The following is a 25,647-nucleotide window of genomic DNA, read 5'->3' as shown; positions in this document are numbered from 1 at the left end:
TTTTTACCGCTCAACGGGCGGGCTTATTCCATCCATTCGGTATGGAACACGCCTTCCTTGTCGATGCGTTTATAGGTGTGCGCACCGAAGTAGTCGCGCTGCGCCTGGATCAGGTTCGCCGGCAGCACCGCGGAGCGGTAGCTGTCGTAGTAGGCGATCGCAGCGGAGAAGGTCGGCGTAGGAATACCATTCTGCACGGCATAGGCCACCACGTCACGCAGCGCCTGCTGGTACTCGTCGGCGATTTGCTTGAAGTATGGTGCCAGCAGCAGGTTGGCGATATCGGCATCCGCCGCGTAAGCGTCGGTGATCTTCTGCAGGAACTGGGCGCGGATGATGCAGCCGGCGCGGAAGATCTTGGCGATTTCGCCGTAGTGCAGATCCCAGTTGTTTTCTTTAGACGCGGCTTTCAGCTGAGAGAAGCCCTGCGCGTAGGATACGATCTTGCCCAGATACAGCGCGCGACGCACTTTCTCGATGAATTCGGCTTTGTCGCCGGTGAACGGTGCCACTTTCGGGCCGGTCAGCACTTTAGACGCGGCAACGCGCTGGTCTTTCAGCGAGGACAGGTAGCGCGCAAACACCGACTCGGTGATCAGCGACAGAGGTTCGCCCAGATCCAGAGAGCTCTGGCTGGTCCACTTGCCGGTGCCTTTGTTGGCGGCTTCGTCCAGGATCACATCGACCAGGTATTTGCCCTCTTCGTCTTTCTTGGTGAAGATGTCTTTGGTGATGTCGATCAGGTAGCTGTTCAGTTCGCCCTTGTTCCACTCGGCGAAGGTTTCGGCCAGTTGCTCGTTGCTCAGGTTCAGCGCCTGCTTCAGCAGGGAATAGGCTTCGGCAATCAGCTGCATGTCGCCGTATTCGATGCCGTTGTGCACCATTTTCACATAGTGGCCGGCGCCGTCTGCGCCGATGTAGGTCACGCAAGGCTCGCCTTCGGCAACCGCAGCGATTTTCTCCAGGATCGGCGCCACCAGCTCGTAAGCTTCTTTCTGGCCGCCAGGCATGATGGAAGGCCCTTTCAGCGCGCCCTCTTCACCGCCGGAAACGCCGGTACCGATGAAGTTGAAGCCCTGGTCGGACAGTTCGCGGTTACGACGGATGGTGTCCTGATAGTAGGTGTTGCCGCCGTCGATCAGGATATCGCCCTTGTCCAGGTGCGGAGTCAGCGAGGCAATGGTTTTATCCGTTGCTTCGCCCGCTTTCACCATCAGCAGGATGCGGCGCGGTTTTTCCAGCGATTCGACAAACTCTTCAACGGTATAATACGGCGCCAGATTCTTGCCCGGGTTCTCAGCGATCACTTCGTCAGTTTTGTCGCCAGAACGGTTGAAAATGGAAACGGTGTAACCACGGCTCTCGATGTTCAGCGCGAGGTTGCGGCCCATTACCGCCATGCCGACAACGCCGATTTGTTGCTTGGACATTTAGGAACTCCTGTCTGAGGATGACCCTGCTGGCAACGTCGGCCAACAGGTTTTGTGATGTGGCACACATGTTAACTCAGGATTGAGCCGGGTGGGTAGTGATTGGTGCGATAGGTCACATCACGGCACAAATTCATAGCAAGCAAATTCACATTTTGTTACATACATTGACAAAAAGGTGAGGTAAAGAGGGGAAAAACTTTAAACTTGATGTGAGATGCACTAAAATCCAGCAACCCATTTTTTGTGTAAAAAAAGAAAATGAAGTCTCTCTATTCTCATCAAAAAACTGTTTTGATGTTATTCGTATTTTTGCAGCATTCCTTGTTCTTTATTCGAACCATTTTGCTTTGAGTGGCAAAGCCGAGCCGTCCTTTCTAGGATTTGAAAGTTTTGGTGGATTGGCCGTTGTCATATTCTTTGGCGTTTCCGGATATCTGATCGCTCAGTCAGGGATGAGAAGCGTGAGCTTTGTCTCTTTTATGGAAAAAAGAATAAAGCGAATATTCCCGGCGCTTGTTGTATGCAGCATCGTTCTCTACGTCGCATTAGGCCTAACTTTACAGCCAGAAAGCGTCTTTACTAAAAGATCGTTGATTGCTGCGATTAACCTGGTCGCCTTACGCGGTGCTGACCCTATCACTATGGCACAGCATTACATTTATCCTAACGCGATAAATGGCAGCCTCTGGACATTGCCGTTAGAGTTCGCTTGCTATCTTATTCTTGCCGTCGCTTTTTGTTTCGCAAAAAATATCAAGCCAATACTCATCGTTCTGCTCGTTATGGTGGCGCTCACTATTTATTTTCTGTCAAATCCAACAACTCTCGGATTCTATTCAATTTCGCTGCAACTGTTTACGCCACGTGCCGTCGCCTTCTTCCTGGGAGCCTTAATGGCATTAACGGAAAGTAGTTGGAGTAATAGAAACGCCAAGAAATTTATCTTCCTGTCAGGTATCATTTTGCTTTATGTACTAAAAGGGAGTTATGAATTGCGGGTTTTAGGCTACCTCATCATTCCCGCGCTGGTCATTATCATTGGTGTGTCAATAACGAACAAACTTATCTATGGCCGATTTGATTACTCTTATGGCATCTATATTTATGCGTTCCCAGTGCAACAAATTGTCATAAACCATACGTCGTTGGGTTTTTACAGCAGTATGCTGCTTAGCGCATTAATGACCTTATTCCTCGGTGCGTTATCCTGGCACCTTGTGGAAAGACGCTTCCTACGCAAGAAAGCGATACCGTCACCGTCGTCCACATCCTCTATTAATGTGGACGAACTGGCCGTCAAGTAGGCCAATAGCGCCGTTTAAAAGTCCCTCCGCTCTCTTTTCTATAAAAAAACCGGCGCTCTAGCGCCGGTTTCTAACGCAAGACACTCGTTCTCTGTCTCGTTAACCGATGATCTCATGGATCGCTCGGCGCGACAGAATTCGCTTCACGTAGCGCTGCAAACGATAAGGCACCAATTTGACGCCCCAGGCCAATGCCGGGTGTTTGCTAAGCCGCCATAAAATGGCCAGTAGTTTTTCCTTACGGCCTTGCGGTGCAGCTGGCGTTACGGCAACAACTTCTACATAGGCAGAGGCGTAAACGGATGCCAGCAAGGCTTTATAATCGATACGCCCCAACTCGCTTTCCCGCAGCCAATCAGCCTGCAGATAACCGTCGCGATAGAAGTCCCCTACGCGTTCTGCGTGAGAAAGATCCAGCAACGCCGGCGCATTAGCGGCTGCAAAGAAAGCTTGCGGGTCGGCACGCAAAGAACGCCAGAGCTCGCACATTTTCTTGGCGGAAGTGTCCCATGCAATCACCCGACTATCGCGGCGGCCGACAACACGTTCGCCGAAAGCGCCAATGTTCGGAACGACAACGGGAATTCCGTATTCAAGCGCGATGCTGAGCGTATAGCTATAAGTTTCAGGCCATTGTGCCGGGTACCAAATGACGTCCGGCTTGATCTCATCCAGTTTCTGCTGCAGATCGCGGCTTGAATAGGCGCCATGACCTTTGACGGCATCGCACAGGGGGCGGAAAGCGTAGCCTAACAGATGAAACTCGATATCTTCGTGTTTCAAGTCATTGGCGACTTCATCCAACATCAATGCGCCTTTTTCACGGCTGATCGCCCCCAACACAAGTACCTTCAGCTTCTGCCCCGGCTGATAGGTGGACTTGACTTCAGGATAAGGGGCGGCAACTTCGTAATCCGGATGCCAGGCAATGACACTTTTTTGCGCGCAACTTGGAAAATCGCGCATAAAGCGAACTTGCGTATCCGCAGAAGGGAAAATAACCCGCTCGGCATTTTCGATCCATGGCAGCAGTTTTGCACGCCATTGTTCCGCCGACAACCCGCCCGGAATCTGATAGTGTTCACTGCACAGCTTATCGCGGGTGGCGACGGCATCACCAGCAAAAATCCCATTTTTATCGGTTAACGTTGGATTCGCGTTCACGAAATAATAATCGTGAATCGTAATGTCATAGGTGCATGACAAGCTATTCCTCAACTCGCCAATTTTATCGGCAACCCCGATCATATGATGGAAATGAATGTGCCCAACGCCAATAAAGCGCAATAAGTTGACCAGCGTTTCATAACCATGGGTGACATCAATAATGAACTTCTCGCGGTACACTGCCTCGTTCGTATTTAACGACAATGCAACGCTGCAACCTTCCTCTTCCGGCGTCAACAGCAGGAAATGCGCCTTATCTTTATAAAACTTGACCAACTCATGCAAATGCTGGGTAACACCACCGCCCATCTTATGAGAGACCAACAAGACTTTGCTGACGTCCTTCTTGGCCAAAATACGCAGTAACATCTGTTGGCGAGCTTTTTTTGCCGGATCGTGAGCGATGAAATCCATCACATCCTTCGTATAGTTGGGATGGAGTTCGTTCAACAGCTCCAGCGCTCGCGTTTTGCGCGGGTTCTGTTCGCCGGCGAAGCTCACGCCGCCTTTGTGATAAACAAAGACGTTGAGCTGATGAAAGTTGGGCCATCCGGCTTTTGCCGCACGCTGGCACCAGTCGTTTTCCTCACCATAACCTCGGCCAAAGGTTTCGACGTCAAAATACCCCACCTCATTCAAACAATCCCGACGGATATACATGCAGAAGCCGACACCAGTCGGTACTTCCACCAGGTTGTTTTCTCTACCATAAGTCGAGAACTGATCGTCCAGCTGCTGTACGTTCATTCCCATAAAGAGTTCATTATCTTCACAGAAATTAGGGAAGCTGCAGATGGTTGCATTGTTTGAAAACGGTGTGATGCTGCCGACCCGGCTACGTGAATAAGCCGCGTCACGAATACGCTCCAGCCAATCATTAGCGACTTCAACATCGCTATTGAGCAGCAAGACGTCCCTCTTCGGATTGAGCTTCATACCACGGTTCACCGTCGCTACAAAGCCCAGGTTTTGCTCGTTTTCAAGCAGCTTGAAACGCGCCGTTTCGGCCCGTTCACGTAGCCACTGAGTCAGCTCAGGCTCCGGCGAAGCATCGTTGATAACCACCAGTTGCGCCCAATGCGGCAAAGTTGTCAGAGCAGACTCAATACACTCCTGAGTCTCCTCCAATCCACCGTATACAGGGACTACGACGTCGACAATGATCTCTTCGGATTGCTCGTTGACCGTAGCTTCCAATGCGCCGACTTTTTCTTCCAGAACGCCGATCTCAGCCTGCTTGGCTGCCAATGCCAAGTTCAAATCTTCAATTGTATTCATTAAAGTACAAACAGTCCTTTCAACACTTCCATCTTCAACAATGGAAGAGGCCTTTTTTTCCATTTCCGCATCACGCATGCCATCACCAAGGGTAATATAATAATTGACGTGTTTCGCTATTATTTCCGCTTCATCAGGAGAGGAAAGCCGGAAACGAATATAGTTGATATCAAACAATAACTCAAAAGGCACCAAATAGGAGAACAGATAGAAGGCAAGGCGCTTTACCTTCTCTGTCTGATTGGCAACATTACAGAAAGCATATGAACAATCACCCAATACGGTCACGGGAATGTCCAACAACATCGCTTCTAGGCCGACACTGGAGTTAATCGTCAGGATATGTTTGCAACGCTGAATAAAGTCGATGCTATTTGCCGAATGGTCGATGACATCAGGTCCTTCCTGCAAAGTAAAGCGACTGCCAGGATGGCTACGAATCAATCGCTTCCCAGAAAAAGTGAACTCGGCATAGTCCAGCAACGATTGGTTATTGAAAGAGTTGCTGAACGCAATGATATTGGAGTCATTTTCAACCTGAAGCGCGATACCGACATCAAACTTGTCTTCAGCTCGATCTTCATCACCTTGAGGCATCGCCAGGGACTGACCGGTAAAGAACTCGCGGAGTTGCTCCACCTGAACGTTCATATTGAAACGGTAATCGCTACTCAGGTAGCGCCTTTCCGCCTCTGTATTGCCGTTTACCCCGCTAAAGTCGAAATAAGCGGTCGATAAGTACTCTGGCGAGCGTAATGGCCCCAACTCAAGGTTGACGACTTTAATATTCCTTCTTTTCGCTGCCGCATTTAAGGAAGGGCAATTACACCACGTCAATACGCACTCGATGTGGCTTTCCTGACTTAACGCAGCAAACAGAACCTCCTCAAGTTCAGGGATCACCTCGGTGATAAACTTCTTAAAGAGCTCATCGGGATTGTTAAAACATTTTGCCATGTAGTGATTGAAATACGACTCGTCAATCACACTGACGTTATGTTTATCACTCAGTTGGCTCAGGTCAGGCAATTGGAAACCCAGACGCCTTTGCGAATCCTCCTCAAGCTCCCAACGCTTCTCACTTTCCCATTGCTCAAGAGAAGACAGGTAATCGTTGCCCATCATGAAATAAACGGGTTCTTTCATCGAGCTCAAGACGCGATAGAAAAACCACAAATAGGGTGCTTTAACGCCTCTAAAGGGATAAGCCGGTAAGAAAACACTGACCATTATGACACTCCATCGGCAACGATCTGGATTGGAGCATGGATCACGCCACCGAGCTCTCGTGAAGACCAGTACTTAATTTTTCCAATAGGCCTACGCTGATCGAGCTCTTCTCGCTCGCCATTATTAAAGCATGCCAGACCGCAGTGGATGAGATAATCGCCGGCGTTAATCGGCAACTTAACTTTGTATTTCAACGTTTGCAAACCTGGTTGCAGCGTCAGAGGGTGCCCGGCGCCGATGTTGTTATCCCCCCAAATATCTCCCCCCTGAGCGCGAGAAATCGAGATACCCAAAACAACGTCGCTGATCGTCTCTGAAGCCGCCAGGGTAAAGTTAAAGTACAGTTCTTCACCCGATTTGACTAAAGGTTTGTCAGCCAGGGGGGTACCATCACTTTTGATGACAGAGAACGACTCGATAATCGCCCGCGCACTACCAAAACGTTTCTCATCCACTTCCGCATTGATCGACGCCTGTTGCAGAGCACGGAGCTCCTCAATCCCATACCTGGCGGAAGAGTCGACGGAGGAAGATACCACCGGTTCCTGTTTCTTTTCAGAAAGCAGCATCCCCTTTTCATAGGCTAATACCGCGGCCAGCACATCCGTCGTATCACCGATCAGTTGGCCGTCGCTCATAACCAGACAGCGATCGGCGTATTCCAGAATGCTGCCGGTTGAATGGGTCACCATAATGATGGTTGTCCCCTGCTTCTTCAGCGCTTCCATCCTTTTAAAGCATTTATACTGGAATCCGATATCCCCTACCGCCAACGCTTCATCGACGATTAAAATCTCGGGATCAATACAGGCTTGCACCGCAAAAGCTAAGCGCACATACATCCCACTGGAATAGGTCTTTACCGGTTGGTCGATAAACGCGCCAATATCTGCGAAATCGAGAATACTTTGAAACTTGCGATCGATCTCAGCCTTGCTTAACCCCAGAACACTGCCGTTAAGGTAGACGTTATCTCGGCCAGTAAATTCAGGATTAAACCCCGCGCCCAGCTCCAGCAAGGCGGCAATTCGGCCATTGACGCTGATGTCACCTGTCGTCGGCGTCAGCGTACCGCAAATCATCTGAAGCAGCGTGGACTTACCCGCCCCGTTTCTACCGATGATGCCAACGGTCTCGCCACGGTTGATCGTGAAAGACACATCCCTGAGTGCCCAAAACTCACGGAAATAAGTACGGCTTTCCTTTCTCGCCACGCGCTGCAGCTTAGGGGCAAAGAACTGCTTCAGACGGTCGCGCGGACGAGAGTAGATCTGGTAGCATTTGCTTAAATTGCTAACCTGAATCGCAACATCGTTAGAGGACATCTGCAAACCCCTTTCTGGTTTTCTGGAAGAAAGCATAACCCAGCCAAGCCACTAACATCGCGGCCAACGTATAGACCACCAGACCGCTCCAGTTAGGCATCTGACCCCAGATCAAAATATTACGCGCTTGTTCGATGATAAATGTCAGAGGATTGAGCATAATCCAGATCCGATACTTCTCAGGGAGCGCAGTGATTGGGAAGAAGACCGGGGATAAAAACATCATTACGGTGGTAATGATTACCGTAGTCTGGCCAACATCACGGATAAATACCCCAAGCGAAGCCAGGATCCATCCCAAACCAAGGCAAAAAATGACCAGCGGTAGGAAGACCAACGGCACAAACACCAGCGTCCAATGCAAATAGCCGTTGAACAGGAAAAAGGCGCAAAGCAGAACCAGCAGGCTAATCAAAGTGTGGAACAGGGCAGCACATAAGCTGATCACCGGCAAGGTTTCCAAAGGAAACACCACTTTCTTCACGTAGTTGGTATTTCCCAGAATGATCTGCGGCGCACGATTCACGACCTCAGCAAAAAAACCGTGGACAATCATGCCGACAAAGAGAATTACGGCAAACTGGGTGCGGCTTTCATCTCCGCCGACAGACCAGCGGGCTTTAAAAACGACCGAAAAGACAAAAGTATAGACAACGAGCATAAACAAAGGGTTTAAAAACGACCAGGCCAGCCCCATCGCGGAACCTTTGTAGCGGCCGATCACTTCACGTTTGGTCATCTGCAGAATCAGCTGCCTGTAACCCCATATGTTACGCACCAAGGAGAGCGGTGATATTGGTTGATTTTTATGCGGATTACTCATTCCCCTGCCCCCTGCATGATCACGGCAGTATGTCTCACCGCCATAAACTCATTGAAAATAATCATAATCAATACCTTAATACTTTTAACACACCGTCTTGGCACTTTTTCTCGCGATGTATGCTACCGCTTGCGGCCGTTTTCTTTCATAGGAATGCTCTTTAAGCATTGCTGGTTATATTGGCGGCGCTGACGATCAAAAAACCATCCCCATTTGCAAAAGTAGGCAACAGCAGAGCGTACATGATGGCCCAGCAGCACCAGATTTTTGTAAGACCCTTTGCCGAAGACATGTGTGATTTGCGCTCCCGAAAAGTAGATGATGTCGCTATGCGGCAAAGCCCGGCGACAGAGATCGACATCTTCCATGTACATGAAAAAGCGCTCGTCAAATCCATTCAACTTTTTCAGCAATGGTGACGCAATCAGCATGAAACACCCTGACACGGTCGGCACGGCAAACGTTGAATCATAATCAGCAGCCTGGAGCTCATAGGCTGCATCCATCTTAACTCCTAAACGGGGTATAAAGCGGCGCAACAGCAAATTCGCCGGCGTCGGCAGCAATCGGCAGCTGTACTGAAAGCGACCATCACTGTAATGTATTCGTGGAGAGACGAACTGATGTTTCCCTTCGCTGGCGAACTGATGCAAACTTGCCAACGCGCCTACTTCAAAACTGATATCCGGGTTGCAGATCAAAAAATAATCGCAGGAATCCAGGTAGCGGCTCATTGCCAGGTTATGTCCGTGGCCAAATCCGCCATTTTCCTTAGCAGAGATGTAGCTGATACGGTCATTATTCAAGGCATCGGCCCAATCGGCACCGCCATTATTGACCAGAACAATCTTATCAACGCAGCGCTCCGCCAAAAGAGACGTCAAGGTGCCCGCCACCTGCTCATAGCTGTGGTTGAACAAAACGATAGATGCAACGATCTGAAATTGAGATTTTTCTTGGTCTACAGCCATGCTGTATCTAGTTCCTAAACCCGTAATTTATCGCAGTCACAAAGTCATGCCATTAGGGTGGTTAAAAGACTGAACGTCAGGCTCATAAGCGATGCTAACGTTTCATCAACACACAAAAACGTCAAAGGGGATAGTATTATCCCCTTTAATCTCATCCATTTGAAGGATCATCACTGAGATAATATCTTCTGGAGTACTGTTTTAAGTTGCTGTTCCCATGGGCTAGGCTTCAGAGCCAGCGCACAAATCTTGCTGGTGCTCAAAATCGAATACGCTGGCCTGGATGCAGGCGTTGGATATTCATGGGTTGCGATAGGTTTGACGCTCACCTTATGCGGATAACGCGCTGATGCTTCCGCCTCCCGGAAGATAGCGCAAGCAAAATCGAACCATGAAACGGCATTATCACCGCAGTAATGATAGATGCCATAAGGCAATTGAGGATGGGACAGCATAGCGATGACAGTCGCTGCAATGTCCCCCGCATAAGTTGGGCAGCCGAACTGGTCGCTCACCACGCCCAACTCCCCTCTCTGTGCTCCGACTCGCAGCATGGTTTTCACGAAGTTGTTACCGTACTCGCTGAAAACCCAGGCCGTTCTGATCACGACAGTTTTCGGATTAGCTTGTAGTGCTGCCCGCTCACCTTCGAGTTTCGTCTGCCCGTAAACGCTTTTGGGCGAACAAGGTGTCTCTTCGCAATACGGCTCCGATGAAGTGCCATCAAAGACGTAATCGGTCGAGATATGTATGAAAGGAATGTCTAACTTCGCCGCAGCAGTAGCGAGGAAGCCGGGGCCGAACGCATTGATTGCCCGAGCCTTTTCAGGTTCCGATTCCGCTTTATCCACCGCAGTATAAGCCGCAGCATTGATAATGGCATCCGGTACCAGCTGCTCAACCGCCGCCGAGACAGCGGCAGAGTCCGCAATATCCAATTGCTGGCTGTCCATCGCCATCAGGGTCCAATTGGCAGGGAAACGATCGATAATACAGCGCCCCAACTGCCCCGCAGCACCGGTCAAAAGTACACGCATTAAAAAAGCTCTCTAAACAATTTTCCCTGTAGATCCTTCGGCGACAACAGCGGCTCGCTGATTGGCCATTCGACACCTACTTCCGGATCGTTCCACAGCAGGCACCCTTCATTACTTGGATCATAGTAATCAGTGCATTTATATTCAAAATCAGCCGAGTCCGAAACTACGACAAAACCATGGGCGAGACCAGGCGGCACCCAAAGCTGGTTTTTGTTCTCTTCGGACAGATAGACGCCAACCCACTTTTTGAATGTCGGCGACTCAGGACGAATATCGACGACGACATCGTAGACCTCGCCGCGTACCACCCTCACCAACTTACCTTGCGGTTTTGCCGTTTGAAAATGCAAGCCCCGCAAAACGCCACGCGCTGAACGGGAGTGGTTATCTTGTACGAACTCCGCATCAATGCCGAGCAACTCCTGATATCGACTTTTTTGGAATGTTTCCAAGAAAAAACCACGCTGGTCGCCAAACACTTTGGGTTCGATCAGCTTTACACCTTCAACCTGCGTCTCTATCACTTTCATTAGAAATTTACTCACGAAAAACGTTACCCAGAGACCTAGAATTATGCTTATAAACACGCGCCGCCACCGAGTTTACACTTCACGTCTGAGGTCTTTTTGAACGAACCTTAAACAAACTCGCGTGCATATGACAGAAATAATATAGGATCCGCGAAGGTCTGAGAGACTAGCACAATTTGCAAAAACATCCGACACCGTAACGTAAAAAAATACGCTGAATTTGTGTGGTTCATGTACGAAGATGAGATTTAACTCAATGGTTTTAAAATAAAATATAGGAAATTTAGTAGGGAGTCATGCTGTGATTTCTAAGAGGCTGGTTACAATTTATCAAGTATTGCTTACTGATTTCCCAATAGACGTTTGTGCCCCACCGTTTATCCTTCCCGATAAACAGTGGGGTTGAATTGCATGGTCAATGCTGAAAACCCTTAGGATTTTTCTTCTGCCAGTTCCAGGTATCACGCATCATGTCATCGATACCCCGACTGACTTTCCAACCCAACTCCTGATAAGCCAGATCGGCGTTCGCCCAGAAAGCAGGCAGATCGCCGTCACGGCGAGGTAATATTTGGTAAGGGATAGTTACGCCGGACGCTTTTTCAAACGCCTGAACCATCGCCAGCACCGAGTGTCCTACGCCAGCCCCCAGGTTATAAGCCTTGAATCCGTTGATCTTCGGCAAATGATCCATGGCTTTCAGGTGGCCTTCAGCCAAATCCATGACATGGATGTAATCGCGCTCTCCCGTGCCGTCCTTCGTCGGGTAATCTCCGCCGAAAATGCCCAGCTTTTCCAACTTGCCGATAGCCACCTGTGAGATGTAAGGCAGCAAGTTGTTGGGGATACCGTTAGGATCTTCGCCAATGAGTCCGGACTCGTGAGCCCCCACCGGATTGAAGTAACGCAAGGCAATAATCGAAAATTGCGGTTCAGCCTTAGCGAAATCTTGCAGGATCTGCTCCACCATCAACTTGGACGTGCCATAAGGGCTGGTTGTCCCGCCGATCGGTGTCGTCTCCACATAGGGCACCGGCGAATTGGCGCCATAGACAGTGGCGGAAGAACTGAAGATGAAATCATGCACGCCGGCACGGCGCATGGCGTCCAGTAACACCAGCGTGCCGGTAACATTATTCTGGTAGTATTCCAGCGGCTTACGCGTAGATTCCCCAACGGCCTTAAGGCCGGCGAAGTGGATCACAGCGGTAATCGTGTGCGCTTCAAAGATGCGATGCAGGCATTCAGCATCCTGAACATCGCCTTGGTAAAACACGGCGGCTTTTCCCGTCAGTTTCTCTACGCGGTGTAAAGATTCCGCTGACGAGTTCGACAGATTGTCCAACACCACTACCTCTTCACCGCGCTCCAGCAGCGATAACACAGTGTGAGATCCAATATAACCAGCGCCACCGGTAACTAAAATTGCCATATCCCCCCCTTACGCTTCGACAGCATCAAAGCCTAGTTACTCGTTCTATAAGAAGGCCGTTTTTTTCGTAGGACGTTTAAGCAGGCCATCCATTGATTTCGATACGCATAATACAGCTCAATGGTTCATGCATGAAGAGAAAACGGCAGCCCACGGCCTTGCCCGATGGGGTCAGGTGCAACACTCTCCCTCGGCCATTTTCTTGCTTTAACGCTATATCGCACACGATTCGACACCCAAAGGGACAAGCCGTTCCCTATCAATGGCGTTTGGGGCATGGACGCCTCTTCAGGCAAGGAGAACCGCTCCACTAATCAAATAGCGTCGCGTGATGAAAGGGCACATCCATCGAAAAAGAGCAGCTCAACGCTGCTCTTTCAGATTAATGCTCATAGTGAATATGTTGCTAGCGACTGCGGGCAAAATACTGCGCTACCCGCATAACATCTTTTTCATCCAACGTACCGGAGTCGCTCAGCAAGGTAATCCACGACTTGATGTAGGCGTACTTGGCGGAGGCCAGATCGCGCTGGGCGCTATAGAGCTGCTGTTCGGCGTTGAGCACGTCAACGTTGACACGTTGCCCGGCCAGCACGCTTTGCCGGGTCGCCGTCACCTGTGTGGTGGCCGATTGTACCGCCAACTCATAGGCCGCCACCTTGGCGCGGCTGCTGATGCACAGATTGTACTGCTTGCGCAGATCGTTGAGCGTGGTGCCCGTCTGCGCATCCATCTCATACATCGCCTGGCCATAGCGCGCCGCCGCCTGCCGGGTCGACGCCGAAACGCCGCCGCCGGAATAAATAGGCATGCTGACCTGCACGCCGATGCTGTCGGTGCGATATTTCTGGTTAACCGTGTTATCGCTGCTGGAGTCGTTTTCCGAATGCGAAGCATACAGCTGAACCTGCGGCATAAAGCCCGCCCGATTCCTTTCAACGTCATACTTGGCGGCATCCACGCCATGACGCGAGGCGGCCAGCACCGGGTTATTCTCCAGCGCGATCTTTTGCCACTCTTCAAACTTGGACGGGATCAGCGGCGCCACCTTGAACTTGCCCGGCCGCAACACCTGCAACTCATCCAGCTGGTTCAGCGGCATGCCGATAATCACTTCCAATTCGCGCTGCGCGGCATCCAGCGCATCGCGCGCTTCGATGACCTGCGCTTCGGCCAGGCTGTAGCGCGCCTGGGTTTCCGATACGTCGGTAATGGTGCCTTCACCGGCGCTCATCAGGCGATCGTTCAAGGTCAGCTGTTCCTTGTAAGCCGCCTTTTGCGCTTCGGCCAACGCGATTTGATCCTTGGAATAGGCCACTTCGACATAGGCGTTAATCACCCTAACCGCAAGATCCAGCAACTTACCGCGATAGCGCTCGTCCGACATCATCGTCTGCGCGACGCCGGCTTTGTAGCGCGCGTACGCTTCATAATCGAACAGCGGCTGCGTCAGCGTGATCGAACTGGAATAACTGCGATATTGCTGCCGCCGGGTGACCTCCGAAACATTGCCGAAAAAGTCGCTCTGCGGATATTTTTGCGTCTGCCAGTTGCGCGGCGAATTCTGATAGTTCAGCGACACTTTCGGCAGCAGCCCCGCCCTGCCGATGTTTTCGTTCTCATCTCCAGCTTCTTTCTCTTTTATAGCCGCCCGGAAAGTCGGGTCCTTTTCTAATGCCAGCGAATATGCGTCTAAAATCCCTATCGAATAAACCGGCGCAGATATCGCAAACAAAAGGGTGCCGATAACCAGACCGGCAGCCTGTCGTTTTGATTGAATCAAAATTATTCCTCGGTTAATGAAGTATGAGCGCGATCCAAAATAGGTTTAAACAGATAGCTCAGCAGCGAGCGCGACCCCGTTTTCACGAACACCTCCACCGGCATCCCCGGCTTGATGTCCTCGCCACTGAGCATCTTCATGCCCTCCGGCGAGACCGTGACCTGCATCTGGTAGTAAGGCTCGCCGTTGGCTTTGTCGACCAGGCGATCGGCGGAAACCAACGTGACCGTTCCCGGAATTTTCGGGGTTTTGTTCTGGTTGAAGGCGGTAAACATCAGATCCACCGGCAACCCGTTGTACACCTTGTCGATCAGGTCGACTTTGAGGCGAGAATCCACCACCAATGTCGCCTGGCTGGGTACAACGTCCATCAGGTGGTCACCCGCTCCCACGACGCCCCCCTGAGTGAAGATATTCAATCCGACCACGGTGCCGTCCACCGGTGAGGTGATGGCAGTGTTGCCCAGATCGAAATCGGCCATTTGCAGCTTATTGCGAAACTCGCTGGCGTCCATTTGGGTTTGCGCCAGTTGCGTTCTGACCTCGCGCTGATAGTCGGCGAAACGCTGATCGATACGCTGCTGAGATTCCTGCAGCTGCTTTTGCAGCTGGCCAATCCGCCCGACGGTTTCATCGATGCTGCTGTTCACCTCGGCAAACTGACGCTGCACTTCCAGGTAGCGGTTGCGCGGCAGGTAGCCGTCCGCCGCCAGTTGCTTCATGCTGTTCATCTGCTCACGCAGGCTGGAAAGTTGAATCTGCTTGTTGGCGCGCGAATCCTGCAGGCCTTTCAATTGGAAACGAATCCCGTCCATCGACTGCTTATAACCGTCAATTTCACTTTGCAGCCCCTGGCGGCGGGAGGCGAACAGCTGCGTTTGCAACGCGATGATTTCAGCCACGCGCGGCTGAGTTTTGATCTGGGCAAAAATAGGGGAAAAAGTGACGTTGCTCAGACCGTCGCGCTCGGCGAGTAAACGCCCTTCGGTGGCCAGCGTGGTGTAGTACTGGTCGCGCAGGGAATCGACCTGCGCCTGTGCCTGCACCTGGCTCAACTGCACCAGGACTTCTCCGGCTTTCACCTTGTCGCCGTCTTTCACCGCGATATTCTTGATGATGCCGCTGGCCGGGGCCTGCACCGTTTTGCGGTTGCCGGAAACGGTTACCGATCCCGGCGATGCCACCCCTTTATCCAGAGGCGCGAACGCTGCCCAGGCCAAAAATCCGAACAGACCAATTCCCACCACCAGCCAGCCCATCCGGGTAAACCGCCGTTCATCCTGCGGGATCTCTTCAATATACGAGTCTTGCGGCTCGCCAATGTGCGTCGACATACCAACTCCTTTAAACTGCGGACGGCAATAAAGCCGTCAGGCAATTCACGGCTTAATTAATTTGCGTTTTCGGGATATTGCCTTCATCCGGCTCGGAATTTACCGCCCTCACCGCTTGCTGAGGCGGTTGCGCCTGCGCTTTTTGCGCATTGGCTAACGCCTGAAGCACTTGTTGAGTCGGGCCGAATGCGTTGACGTTGCCATTTACCAGGAGCAACAGCTTGCTGGTCATCGACAGCAAATTGGTGCGATGGGTAATCAGAACCACCGTTTTATTACGTTGCTTGAGGAACATAATGGCCTGGTTCAACGCTTTCTCGCCCGCATCATCCAGGTTGGAGTTAGGCTCATCCAATACCACCAGCGAAGGGTCGCCATACAATGCGCGCGCCAGGCCGATACGCTGTTTCTGTCCACCGGAAAGCCCAGCGCCACCGTTGCCGAGCACCGAATCGTAGCCGTTAGGGAAACGCAGGATCAGTTCGTGCACGCCGGCCAGCTTGGCGGCTTCAATGACTTTCTCTGAGTCAATATCGTTAAAGCGGGCGATATTCTCGGCGATAGTCCCGGCAAACAGCTCAATGTCCTGTGGCAGATAGCCGATATACGGCCCCAACTCATCCTTGTTCCACTGATAGATGTCGGCATTATCCAACCGAACAATCCCTTCGCTGACCGGCCAAATGCCGACCAGCAAACGCGCCAGCGTCGATTTCCCCGACGCGCTCGGGCCAATGATCCCCAGCACGTCACCGGGCTGGATGGCAAAACTCACGTTATGCAATACCGCATCGCCTTGGGATCCCGGCGGCGTGGCGGTGACGCCTTCTACGGCCAGCACCCCTTCCGGGCGCGGCAAGGACATGCCGGTACCCCGTTGCGGATGCGTTTCCAGCAGCTTGACCAACCGGCCATAAGAAAGCTTCGCCGCGCTGTAGCTCTTCCAGACGTTAATAACCTGCTCAATCGGCGCCAGGGTTCGCCCCATCAGAATGGAACCGGCTATCATCATACCGGGCGTGATGTGCCCATCGATCGCCAGCCAGCCCCCCAGCCCCAGCACCAATGATTGCAGCGACATGCGCACAAACTTGGTGATCGACGTGACCCGCGATGCGCGTTCGCTGGCGATGCGCTGACTGTTCAAGAACCGCTGGTGCAGACCGAACCACCGGCGTTTCAGGTTGGGCAACATCCCCAAAGCTTCGATCACTTCGGCATTGCGCAGATTGGTGCTGGCCAGCGTCCCGGACATAATCGACAGCTTGCTGGCTTCCGCCAGCGGCTTTTTCGACACCATTTCGTTGATCACCGCCAATGCGATCAGCAACAGCGCACCGACCAGAGCGAAAAGCCCCAACCAAGGGTTAAAGAGGAATATCACCAACAGATAGATTGGAAACCACGGCGCATCAAAGAAGGCGAACAGCGCGCTGCCGGTGAGGAATTGGCGCAGATTGGTCAAATCGCTCAGCATCTGGCCGGCATCAGACGAGCCGTTTTTCAGATTCGCCTCGTAGGCCGCGGTATAGACTCGCGTGTTGAGCCGCATATCCAGCTGGCTGCCGATGCGGATCACCACCATGCTGCGCACGTATTCCAACAGCGACATCATGCCGAACATGCCCAGCATGATCAGCGTCAGCATCAACAGCGTGATTTCATTGCGAGAAGGAAGCACCCGGTCATAAACCTGGAGCATATAGATAGAAGGAACTAGCATTAATAAATTAATAAATGCGGTAAATATGCCAACGGTCCAGAAAACCTTGCTGCGAGTCCGTATAACATCCGCAATTTCATTGCGCGGTATAAATTGATTCACTTTCTGCCCTTACATCATGTGCACTGTCAGTCAAAATCCGCATTGATTTTTATGAGATTAACCTCACAAAAAAAGCCCCCAAACATGCTCAAGACTGCAGCTGCTTTTTCATTAACTATAGATACACATTTGGAATTCCAGCAAGGCGGCAGACGAAAAAAACATTCCTCAAAAATTCAAAAAAAAACCAATATAAAGCAAAAAGTTATCCAAACCCAAATGGCAGGACACCGCCCCCCTTTCCCACGCCCCGGCAAAGTCAAACCGCCACCACTGGAAATAATTAGAAATCTAATAATCCCCACCGTTAAAAAAACAACCAAAATCACTGCACTCATAAAAAATATTAATCCACTGCGACAAAAACGCAGGATTAATTGACAACACAATTAGTTATAGAAAAACCAAAACAATAGAAATAAAAAAAATCCTATAGCCTTGACAAAAATCTCATCAGCTCCTTTGATTAAAACGTGAAAGCAACAATTGGCATTAGTATGTCATTTTTATATGCCGTTGTTTTCACAAGTTTTAATACTAAAAAATCTGACCAAACCTCTTCCTGGCACGGCTATGGGGGGCCGGTCACATCTTTCTTATGTCCGTAGAAAATGGGTACATCCAAAGGGGTAACGTATGGCCACATTAGTAGCACAGCAAAAAGCGGCTGCTTTTTTCCTTGCAATCTCTGGAAAGAATATTGATACCGCGGCGTTAGATTACTACTCGCAGAAAATTGAAACTTCTGCACTTTCTCTGGAGCAAGTTGCGCAAAAATTCATTACCGGCACCTCAAGCCTGAACGGTCTGACGGCTTCTCAAATCGTAACCAAGGTCTACACCGCAGTGAACGGCAGTGCCCCCAGCAGCAGCGTGCTTGCCGATCTTTTAGCGGGCAACCCCACCACGGCATCCGTTGTTGCCAAGGTGATTAACGACGTACTTAGCTACAGCGGTTTTGATTCAACGCTGCTGACAGCACAGAGCAATTTCGAAGCTCAAGTCGAAAAAACCCTGTTCCCTGTCGCGACAGCAGCATCGTCGGCCGGCGCAGCTGACGTTCAGGGTGTTTTCCATGTCGTGGGCTTAACGCAAACTCAGGACGGCATTACCTACTGGGGAACCGTATTGGCGCAGGGCAGCAAAACGCTGGCGGCGGTCGCACAAACCTTCGTGAACAACAGCCCGCTGAAAACGTTAAGCGATAGCGATTTCATCAACGCCATCTTCCAAAACAGCTATGAACGCGCACCAACTTCGGCCGAAAGCAGCAGCTATCTCGCCTTGCTGAGTGGCGGCTCGACTCGCGGCGACGTCGTAGCTCAAGTGATCGCAGCACTGAAGGGCACCGTTGCCGCCGGCGATACCACGGCCCAACAGCACTTCCAGGCGGCGACGCACGTGTGGCAACCGGGTGAACTGCCGGCTCTGAACTATCAAGAACAAGTCGCAGCGGCCTTCCTGGCAATTCCTGGCCGTGGCGTCGATGCCCGCGGGCTGGACACCTGGAGCAAAGAACTGTTTGCCGGTAAAACTTATGCACAGGTCATCACTACCCTGATCAATTCAGCTGAGTCGCAAAAGAAAGGCGCTCAATTGACTGGCGATGATTTTGTTCAGCATATCTTTACCCTGGTGCATGGCACCGCCGCCACCGCTGCGCAATTAGCCAGCTATGGTGCGCTGGGGAGCAAAACGGCCATCACGCAGGCCATTATCAACGACCTGCGCAGCTCCGTCGCCACTGACAGTGCCACCGTCACTCAGCAGCATGGTTTCGAGTTCGACATCGGTACTAGCCTGCTGTACAAAACCGCGGCGTCTCTGACGGCAACGGCCGCCGGCGGCAACGCGACGGGCACCGTCAACACAGGCGCATCTCACCAAATTAGCAATGCCGAAACGGCAGTGTTGACGGATGTGCAACTGAACGCCAATGCCGCCAGCATCGTGAACCTGAAGTTCGCCGACCACCTGGCGAATCTGACCATCAACGGCACCAGTGCAGCAACGGTCAACCTGTCTGACAACGGGGTTAACCCTGGTGTCGATATTACCGTTAACAATGGCAACGTGATTCTGAACGCCAGTTCCGGGAATGATGATGTCATCGTAACGTCGACGGCCAATATCGCCACGGGCACCGGCGACTTTAACCTTGGCAACGGCAACGACTCGCTGAAATGGGCGGGGAATGCGGCAACCGGCGCAGCCAACACCGTCGGCGCCGGCATCTCCGCTAATGGCGGCGCGGGTACGGACTCCATCTCCGCCAACTTCATCACCAAAACCGTGGTGACCAACCAAAACGCCTTGGGCGTTCGTACCAGCACCGTGACCAGCAACGCCAACAACTTCTCGAACTTCGAGCAGATCGACCTGACCGGCTATATCGGCAAGTCCGTCGGCACGCTGATTACGACGCCGCTGATCGGTTCACCGACTACCACCAGCGTGACCACGCCAAACAACACCTTTGACTTTGGCCTGACCAACGGCACGTCCACGGTCGAAGGCACCACCGGCGGCACGGTTACGCAGAACGCAGCGGCCACCAATCTGGGCACTCAGGGGTTTGTGGTCTCCGGTCTGGCTAACGTCAACGTCATCAACGCCGCCGGCGGCAACGCCGCGCAGTTGGCAGTGAAAGGGGACGCGACCGCTGCCAGTACGCTGAACTTCACCTTTGTCCAGAACGCCACCGATCACTTCAATATCAACTTCGATGCGGTGAGTTCTGCCAACGTGAATGCCGGCGCCATCACTCTCAACAGCAGCAGCAGCGCCTTGTTGGGCACCGCTCTGACCACGGTTAACGTGGCCTCGGGCGGTACCGGCAGCTTTGACAATATTCTGTCATTGGCCGGCACCAATGCGCAGGTTCAGACCATCAACGTGACCGGTGATCACGCGCTGGATCTGACGGTGGGCAGCGGTTTCAGCAACGTGCGTGATATCAATGCGTCCACCAATACCGCGGGGCTGAATCTCGACTCCAGCCATGGCGGTACCGGTGACGGTATCATCATTCAGTTGCTGAACATTCTGCCGCTGAGCGTTGTCACCACCAACCTGTTGGCACCGGTGTTGACGGCGTTGGGCCTGAACGGTTACCAAATGACCGTAGAAGGTACCAGTGCTGCCGATACTCTGGGCGTGATTGGCAACACCACGCTGACCGGCGGCGCAGGTGCCAACACCTACGACATCAAGGCCAGTAACACGCAGGCGGGTGTGACCATCAAGGACTTTAATAGCCTCAAGGACTCGATTGTCGACGTGAACCATGGCGGCCTGACTATCTCCGATGACGCCAGCGGCACCGCGGTAGCGAACTACGGTACGCGTTCTGCCGACACGTTGGATGCATTGTTGGGGACACTGGTGGGCGGTTTGACCAATGGCGTTATCGGCCTGCTGGGCGGTATTCTTGGCCTGGATAGCAGCAACTCGCTGACGTCGAAAGTGGGTGTGGCATCCGTTGTATTCAGCGGTGGCGGTAACACTGCCAGCTCTTACGTGATTATCGACAACAACGATAACCACTCGCTGGACCTCAACGATACCGTGGTATACCTGACTGGGCAAAACCACCAGCAATTGGTGGATACGCTGCACTACGCGTAAGCGTAACGCCTTCACCAAGCGCCCTGATTATTTATTCAGGGCCGCATGGAGAACGGCAGTTATATACTGATGCCAGCCGGCTATGCCGGCTGGCTTTTTTATAGGCGGCAAATGCAGGCGAATAGCGAAGCAGCAAGCCGCTTATGAAGCTGGACAAAAAAAAACCGCAAGCTTAATAAGCTTGCGGTTTTTTACTCACAGCCTGCCTACCAGGGCGAGGCAATCGGAGCACTGGAGCGCATCATTACCGGTACATCGCCATCGGGCGCAGCCGTATTCCCCTGAACCTCTTTGAGCGGCGTAGCACTTTGGTTTTGCGGCGCCTCACTCGCCATAAAACTGCGCAAGCTTGAAGAAATACCGCTGGCAGGCTTAGCCACCGGTTTTTCCTGCCAGAATAGCATCGCATGTTGATTATTCCCTTTCAATGCGATGGAAATTTTACCGCCCGGCAGCACTTGGTATTTCTCAACGGAATACGATCGCGCAACATCTGCGACCTTACTTAAAGCCAGCATCGACGGCTTCGGTTGACCGTTTCTCGTCAGCAGCCCAAATCGATGTTCATTGATTTTCGGGTTGTCTCCATCATCGAGCAAATCGTACCACCATATCCCTTTGATAAAGGGCCGCGATTTGGCCAAGAAAGTATATTTCACCACATATTGCGCAGCCACATCTTTTGATAACCCGCCTTTACCGTCATAGGTTGGCACGCCGATTTCAGTGATATAAATCGGCACCGTCTTACCTGCTGCCTTTGCAAGCCGGGCCTCGAATTTATCCACGACGCCGAGGTTCCCCTCAGGGGCCCGTATAGCGTAATTATCGTTGCCATAGGAGTAAGGGTGGATGGAGAAACCATCAACGTAATTCAACACGCCGAGTTTAACGATGTTATCAACCCAGGAAGGATCGCGGGTTCCTGTTGGGTTGGCCGTTCCAGTAATGACAATTGCGTTGGGATCGGCCTTTCGAACCGCAGCAGCCGTAGCTTTCACCAACGCGACGAAAATCTCCGGCGGCGGTGGCGTGCGCGGCTTCGGCTTAATCGCAGTGGCATTCGTCCATTCGTTCCAGATCTCGTAATACTTGATCTTGCCTTTATATTTGGAGGCCGTCCAATACGCGTAGTTGGCAAAAGCCTGAATGGCTTCAGGCGTCGTTGGATAACCCGATGGATCGTAGAGTTTGTTACCGTACGCCAATACTAATAACCCATTCAGACCAAATTTTGCCTGGGCATCGTTAAACGCTTGGTCGGCCTTTTGCATATTGCCGGTTATGACATACTGCCCTTTTTGCTGTTCCAATCCGCTCCAGGGAAAATCCGCTCGATACGACGTGAAACCGTAACGCTTAATCAGATCCAAATATTTATCCGGATCGTTGGGGTACCAGCGAAAATGCGCATGAACCCCGACTTCGAAAGCCAACGCGTTCGCACTGATAAACATCAGCGGCAATGCGAGGGCCAGCGATGAAGCCGCCCCCTTCCAGCACCTCAGTTTACGGTTTGTTTTAGTCAACATCTGACCGACCTCCAGTTTTAAAAGAAAAATGAACTGTCTCAACATCCCCAGAGATCAGGAAATCCACATTTCCCAGGCGCGACATCCTTAAAGAAAATCTAATACGCCGCTTTATTAATGAATCCCTTGAAAATGGTCAGGAAGACGATTTTAATGTCCAACCAAACGCTCCAGTTACGGATGTAGTCGAGATCGAACTCAACGCGCTTTTGCATTTTTTCCAACGTATCCGTCTCGCCACGCCAACCGTTGATCTGCGCCCACCCCGTGATACCCGGCTTCATTTTATGGCGCAGCATATAGCCGTTGATCAACTTTCTATACTGTTCATTATGTGCCACGGCATGCGGCCTTGGGCCTACAATCGACATGTCGCCTTTCAGTACATTGACAAATTGCGGCAATTCATCCAGAGAGGTACGACGCAAGAAGGAGCCGACCGGCGTCAGGCGCGCGTCCCCTTTTTTCGCTTGAACGACTTTATCGCCATCTTCCATCACGGTCATCGAGCGGAATTTCCATACCTCGATGGCCTTGCCATCCATGCCATAACGCCTTTGTTTGAAAATGATGGGCCCGGAAGAGGTAAATTTGACCATGCAGGCGATCAGCAACAGAACCGGAGAAATGAACAGCAAAATAAATATTGACAGAATGATGTCTTCAATACGCTTAATTACCTGATTAATCCCGCTCATTGGCGTATCGAATAACGAAACGACGGGAACGCCATTAATCTCTTCCGATCGCGACTGTAATATGTTGAACGTAAAGATATCCGGGATCAGCATCACTGAGCAGGTCGTATCAGAAAGATCCGCGATCGTATCTTTGATCAATTTTTCCTGCTCCATCGACATTGCGATATAGACCCTATCGATACGCCCACTTTTCGCGTCGCTCACGAGCTGAGACAAGTCGCCGCAGCGTTCGATTTTGCTGTTCAACGGAGAATTATCGTTGTCGTAAATGCCCAACACTTTAAATCCCATCCAGTGCGCGTCACGTAAAGATTCTGCCAGACGAATACCGACGGGCATCGCACCCATGATGGCCACATTACGGGTATTGAAGCCAATATTGCGCATGTATCCCAAGAGCAGCCGGATCACGCTGCGCGTAATGACCAAACCGCAGCAGACCAGCAGATACCATTGGATATAGACGGAATACTCGTTATTGAAGACATTTATCAACGCCACCGTTCCTGAGGTCAACAGCAGGCTCAGCGACCAGTTTTGCAAAATGAGCTGGATCTCCAGCCCCGCACGCACACCACGCCACGAACGATAAAAGTCAGTAATCCCACCAATCATTTGGAAGATAACGATCGATATTAATACCATAATCCAGTGTTGCACGCTAAATGCGGCACCGGAGATTAGGCAAGACAAGTACAGCCCGCTAAAGATAACGAAAATATCAGAGAAGCGCTGAAGCATTGAAGTAAGAGACGCATTAGTATGCAACACGCCCCGACGGAAACCGTTCATAGATAACTGCCTATTAACTATCATAGTATAGATGCCTTTTGTTAGTTTTCTCTGGTACCTATATCGCTTCACAACGCTGGCATATACCGCTCGCCCAGCATTAAAATATAGCTTTAAAACCAGAGATCAGCGTCGAAGCAAGGCCAGTATTTCCTCTGTTTTTTGCTGCATCAGTGCAGGATTGGCTCGTGATTCGACATTCAAACGCACCACCGGCTCAGTATTTGAGCTACGTAAATTAAATCGCCAGTCTGCAAATTCCAGACTAATGCCATCGGTCGTGTCAAATTCCAGTGCCGAAGGCTGATAGCGATTGAGTACTCTTTCAATTGCAGCTTTTGGATCTTGCAGTTTGCTGTTAATTTCACCCGATGCTGGATAAGCGATCATCCGATCCCCGACCAACTCCCCGAGCGTCTTGTTTTTAATGCACAGCAACTCAGCAACCAACAACCATGGGATCATGCCGCTGTCGCAATATGAAAAGTCGCGGAAGTAATGGTGGGCGCTCATCTCACCACCGTAAACGGCATCTTCCAGGCGCATACGCTCTTTAATGAATGCATGGCCCGTTTTCGACATCACCGGCACCCCGCCTGCCTGCATGACCACGTCGATGGTGTTCCAGCTCAAGCGCGGGTCATGAATGATCTTCGCCCCAGCGTCTTTCTCCAGGAACGCCTCCGCCAACAAGCCAACGATATAGTAACCTTCAATGAATCCGCCGTGTTCATCGAACAAGAAGCAGCGATCGAAATCACCGTCAAACGCGATTCCCATATCCGCCTTGTGCGCACGCACTGCTTGCGCCGTATCTTCCCGACACTCCGGCAGCAGCGGGTTAGGGATACCGTTGGGGAAATTGCCGTCAGGCTGGTGGTGAACCTTGATAAATTCAACCGGCACCTGAAGCTGCTTGAAACGCGATTCGACAGCATCGATAACGTGACCTGCAGCGCCGTTGCCGGAGTTGACGACCAGCTTCAACGGTTTGAAGTTAGCCGTATTCACATAGCTCAGCAGATGATCCACATATTCTTTTTCAATCGATATTGTTTCGTAGCTGCCGCGTCGGGTCGGATCCACCGCAGCGAAGTTATTATCTTCTGCCAAACGCTGAATATCGCGCAAACCGGTATCGCCGCTGATCGGTTTAGCCTGGCTACGCACCAGCTTCATTCCGTTGTAATCCATAGGATTATGACTGGCCGTCACTTCTATGCCGCCATCGAGACCTAAGTGGAAAGTGGCAAAATAAATTTCTTCCGTCCCACTGACGCCAATATCCAGAACATTAACCCCGGCATCGCGCAGCCCTTCCGCCAACGCGAGTTTCAGTTCCTCGCTGGTCAAACGGATATCTCCCCCGACGACAACGCTTTTAGGTTGCAAAAACTCCCCATATGCACGGCCGACACGATAGGCAATATCGTTGTTCAGCTCTTCACCCAGCTGCCCGCGAATGTCGTATGCTTTGAAACAAGTCAATGATTGAGACATGTTGAGATCCTTACCAAACG

General features: G+C 51.5%; 17 protein-coding genes. 3 read left to right on the top strand and 14 right to left on the bottom strand.

Annotation, left to right across the window (positions count from 1 at the left end):
* Positions 1-23: 23 nt before the first annotated feature.
* The gene (gene gndA, locus SSARUM2_RS07905; RefSeq protein ID WP_004938815.1) at positions 24-1,430 is read right to left on the bottom strand and encodes an NADP-dependent phosphogluconate dehydrogenase; all 1,407 of its coding nucleotides are present in this window, start codon (positions 1,428-1,430) and stop codon (positions 24-26) included.
* Between the two features lie 212 nt (positions 1,431-1,642).
* Here gndA and SSARUM2_RS07900 point away from each other — a divergent pair, with 212 nt between their 5' ends.
* Positions 1,643-2,737: an acyltransferase gene (locus SSARUM2_RS07900; RefSeq protein ID WP_226907355.1), complete on the top strand. Its 1,095-nt coding sequence runs from the start codon at positions 1,643-1,645 to the stop codon at positions 2,735-2,737.
* A gap of 99 nt (positions 2,738-2,836) precedes the next feature.
* On the opposite strand, the gene SSARUM2_RS07895 is transcribed toward SSARUM2_RS07900, so the two are convergent.
* The 10 genes from SSARUM2_RS07895 to SSARUM2_RS07850 all read right to left on the bottom strand — a co-directional run bounded on the left by SSARUM2_RS07895 (position 2,837) and on the right by SSARUM2_RS07850 (position 17,475).
* On the bottom strand, positions 2,837-6,412 hold the full coding sequence (locus SSARUM2_RS07895) for a glycosyltransferase (protein ID WP_060438917.1): 3,576 nt from the start codon (positions 6,410-6,412) through the stop codon (positions 2,837-2,839).
* Positions 6,412-7,737 carry an ABC transporter ATP-binding protein gene (locus tag SSARUM2_RS07890; RefSeq protein ID WP_033637760.1) on the bottom strand — a complete coding sequence of 442 codons (1,326 nt, stop codon included), beginning with the start codon at positions 7,735-7,737 and terminating at the stop codon, positions 6,412-6,414. The genes SSARUM2_RS07895 and SSARUM2_RS07890 overlap by 1 nt, the downstream gene beginning before the upstream one ends.
* On the bottom strand, positions 7,727-8,560 hold the full coding sequence (locus tag SSARUM2_RS07885; protein ID WP_033637759.1) for an ABC transporter permease: 834 nt from the start codon (positions 8,558-8,560) through the stop codon (positions 7,727-7,729). The genes SSARUM2_RS07890 and SSARUM2_RS07885 overlap by 11 nt, the downstream gene beginning before the upstream one ends.
* 122 nt (positions 8,561-8,682) lie before the next feature.
* Entirely contained in the window at positions 8,683-9,531 is an 849-nt protein-coding gene (locus SSARUM2_RS07880) for a glycosyltransferase family 2 protein (protein WP_033637758.1), read from the bottom strand.
* Between the two features lie 170 nt (positions 9,532-9,701).
* Positions 9,702-10,568 (bottom strand): dTDP-4-dehydrorhamnose reductase, encoded by an 867-nt coding sequence (rfbD, locus tag SSARUM2_RS07875; RefSeq protein WP_033637757.1) that lies wholly within the window; start codon positions 10,566-10,568, stop codon positions 9,702-9,704.
* Positions 10,568-11,101, bottom strand: a complete 534-nt coding sequence (gene rfbC / locus SSARUM2_RS07870; protein WP_033638711.1) for a dTDP-4-dehydrorhamnose 3,5-epimerase — start codon at positions 11,099-11,101, stop codon at positions 10,568-10,570. The genes rfbD and rfbC overlap by 1 nt, the downstream gene beginning before the upstream one ends.
* A gap of 415 nt (positions 11,102-11,516) precedes the next feature.
* Positions 11,517-12,533, bottom strand: a complete 1,017-nt coding sequence (galE, locus tag SSARUM2_RS07865; protein WP_033637756.1) for a UDP-glucose 4-epimerase GalE — start codon at positions 12,531-12,533, stop codon at positions 11,517-11,519.
* Between the two features lie 406 nt (positions 12,534-12,939).
* Positions 12,940-14,316, bottom strand: a complete 1,377-nt coding sequence (locus SSARUM2_RS07860; RefSeq protein WP_016928415.1) for a TolC family outer membrane protein — start codon at positions 14,314-14,316, stop codon at positions 12,940-12,942.
* 2 nt (positions 14,317-14,318) lie between these two features.
* Positions 14,319-15,650: an HlyD family type I secretion periplasmic adaptor subunit gene (locus tag SSARUM2_RS07855; protein ID WP_033637755.1), complete on the bottom strand. Its 1,332-nt coding sequence runs from the start codon at positions 15,648-15,650 to the stop codon at positions 14,319-14,321.
* A gap of 52 nt (positions 15,651-15,702) precedes the next feature.
* Complete coding sequence (locus SSARUM2_RS07850; RefSeq protein ID WP_033637754.1) at positions 15,703-17,475, bottom strand: type I secretion system permease/ATPase; 1,773 nt, start codon at positions 17,473-17,475, stop codon at positions 15,703-15,705.
* An 84-nt stretch (positions 17,476-17,559) separates the two neighbouring features.
* On the opposite strand from SSARUM2_RS07850, the gene SSARUM2_RS07845 reads away from it, so the two are divergent.
* Both SSARUM2_RS07845 and SSARUM2_RS07840 read left to right on the top strand, forming a co-directional pair.
* Positions 17,560-17,856 (top strand): hypothetical protein, encoded by a 297-nt coding sequence (locus SSARUM2_RS07845; protein ID WP_125460757.1) that lies wholly within the window; start codon positions 17,560-17,562, stop codon positions 17,854-17,856.
* A gap of 255 nt (positions 17,857-18,111) precedes the next feature.
* A complete protein-coding gene (locus SSARUM2_RS07840; protein WP_060453205.1) occupies positions 18,112-21,102 on the top strand; it encodes a hypothetical protein in 2,991 nt (996 codons plus the stop codon).
* Between the two features lie 206 nt (positions 21,103-21,308).
* On the opposite strand, the gene SSARUM2_RS07835 is transcribed toward SSARUM2_RS07840, so the two are convergent.
* The 3 genes from SSARUM2_RS07835 to cpsG all read right to left on the bottom strand — a co-directional run bounded on the left by SSARUM2_RS07835 (position 21,309) and on the right by cpsG (position 25,627).
* Positions 21,309-22,634, bottom strand: a complete 1,326-nt coding sequence (locus tag SSARUM2_RS07835) for a cellulase family glycosylhydrolase (RefSeq protein ID WP_060453233.1) — start codon at positions 22,632-22,634, stop codon at positions 21,309-21,311.
* 98 nt (positions 22,635-22,732) lie between these two features.
* Positions 22,733-24,127, bottom strand: coding sequence for an undecaprenyl-phosphate glucose phosphotransferase (gene wcaJ / locus SSARUM2_RS07830; RefSeq protein ID WP_033638709.1), 1,395 nt, complete (start codon positions 24,125-24,127; stop codon positions 22,733-22,735).
* A gap of 126 nt (positions 24,128-24,253) precedes the next feature.
* Positions 24,254-25,627 carry a phosphomannomutase CpsG gene (gene cpsG / locus SSARUM2_RS07825; protein WP_060438919.1) on the bottom strand — a complete coding sequence of 458 codons (1,374 nt, stop codon included), beginning with the start codon at positions 25,625-25,627 and terminating at the stop codon, positions 24,254-24,256.
* Positions 25,628-25,647: the final 20 nt, after the last annotated feature.

The organism is Serratia sp. K-E0102, assembly GCF_029962625.1.
Classification (GTDB): domain Bacteria; phylum Pseudomonadota; class Gammaproteobacteria; order Enterobacterales; family Enterobacteriaceae; genus Serratia; species Serratia sarumanii.
The sequence above is the reverse complement of the archived record's forward strand: the minus strand, read 5'-3'. Positions and strand labels throughout refer to the sequence as shown.

What these genes read in the sequence shown, in the direction of transcription:
- gndA (WP_004938815.1), bottom strand. Translation starts at nt 1,430, where the DNA reads ATGTCCAAGCAACAAATCGGCGTTGTCGGCATGGCGGTAATGGGCCGC.
- SSARUM2_RS07895 (WP_060438917.1), bottom strand. Translation starts at nt 6,412, where the DNA reads ATGGTCAGTGTTTTCTTACCGGCTTATCCCTTTAGAGGCGTTAAAGCA.
- SSARUM2_RS07890 (WP_033637760.1), bottom strand. Translation starts at nt 7,737, where the DNA reads ATGTCCTCTAACGATGTTGCGATTCAGGTTAGCAATTTAAGCAAATGC.
- SSARUM2_RS07885 (WP_033637759.1), bottom strand. Translation starts at nt 8,560, where the DNA reads ATGAGTAATCCGCATAAAAATCAACCAATATCACCGCTCTCCTTGGTG.
- SSARUM2_RS07880 (WP_033637758.1), bottom strand. Translation starts at nt 9,531, where the DNA reads ATGGCTGTAGACCAAGAAAAATCTCAATTTCAGATCGTTGCATCTATC.
- rfbD (WP_033637757.1), bottom strand. Translation starts at nt 10,568, where the DNA reads ATGCGTGTACTTTTGACCGGTGCTGCGGGGCAGTTGGGGCGCTGTATT.
- rfbC (WP_033638711.1), bottom strand. Translation starts at nt 11,101, where the DNA reads ATGAAAGTGATAGAGACGCAGGTTGAAGGTGTAAAGCTGATCGAACCC.
- galE (WP_033637756.1), bottom strand. Translation starts at nt 12,533, where the DNA reads ATGGCAATTTTAGTTACCGGTGGCGCTGGTTATATTGGATCTCACACT.
- SSARUM2_RS07855 (WP_033637755.1), bottom strand. Translation starts at nt 15,650, where the DNA reads ATGTCGACGCACATTGGCGAGCCGCAAGACTCGTATATTGAAGAGATC.
- SSARUM2_RS07845 (WP_125460757.1), top strand. Translation starts at nt 17,560, where the DNA reads ATGCTCAAGACTGCAGCTGCTTTTTCATTAACTATAGATACACATTTG.
- SSARUM2_RS07840 (WP_060453205.1), top strand. Translation starts at nt 18,112, where the DNA reads ATGGCCACATTAGTAGCACAGCAAAAAGCGGCTGCTTTTTTCCTTGCA.
- SSARUM2_RS07835 (WP_060453233.1), bottom strand. Translation starts at nt 22,634, where the DNA reads ATGTTGACTAAAACAAACCGTAAACTGAGGTGCTGGAAGGGGGCGGCT.
- wcaJ (WP_033638709.1), bottom strand. Translation starts at nt 24,127, where the DNA reads ATGAACGGTTTCCGTCGGGGCGTGTTGCATACTAATGCGTCTCTTACT.
- cpsG (WP_060438919.1), bottom strand. Translation starts at nt 25,627, where the DNA reads ATGTCTCAATCATTGACTTGTTTCAAAGCATACGACATTCGCGGGCAG.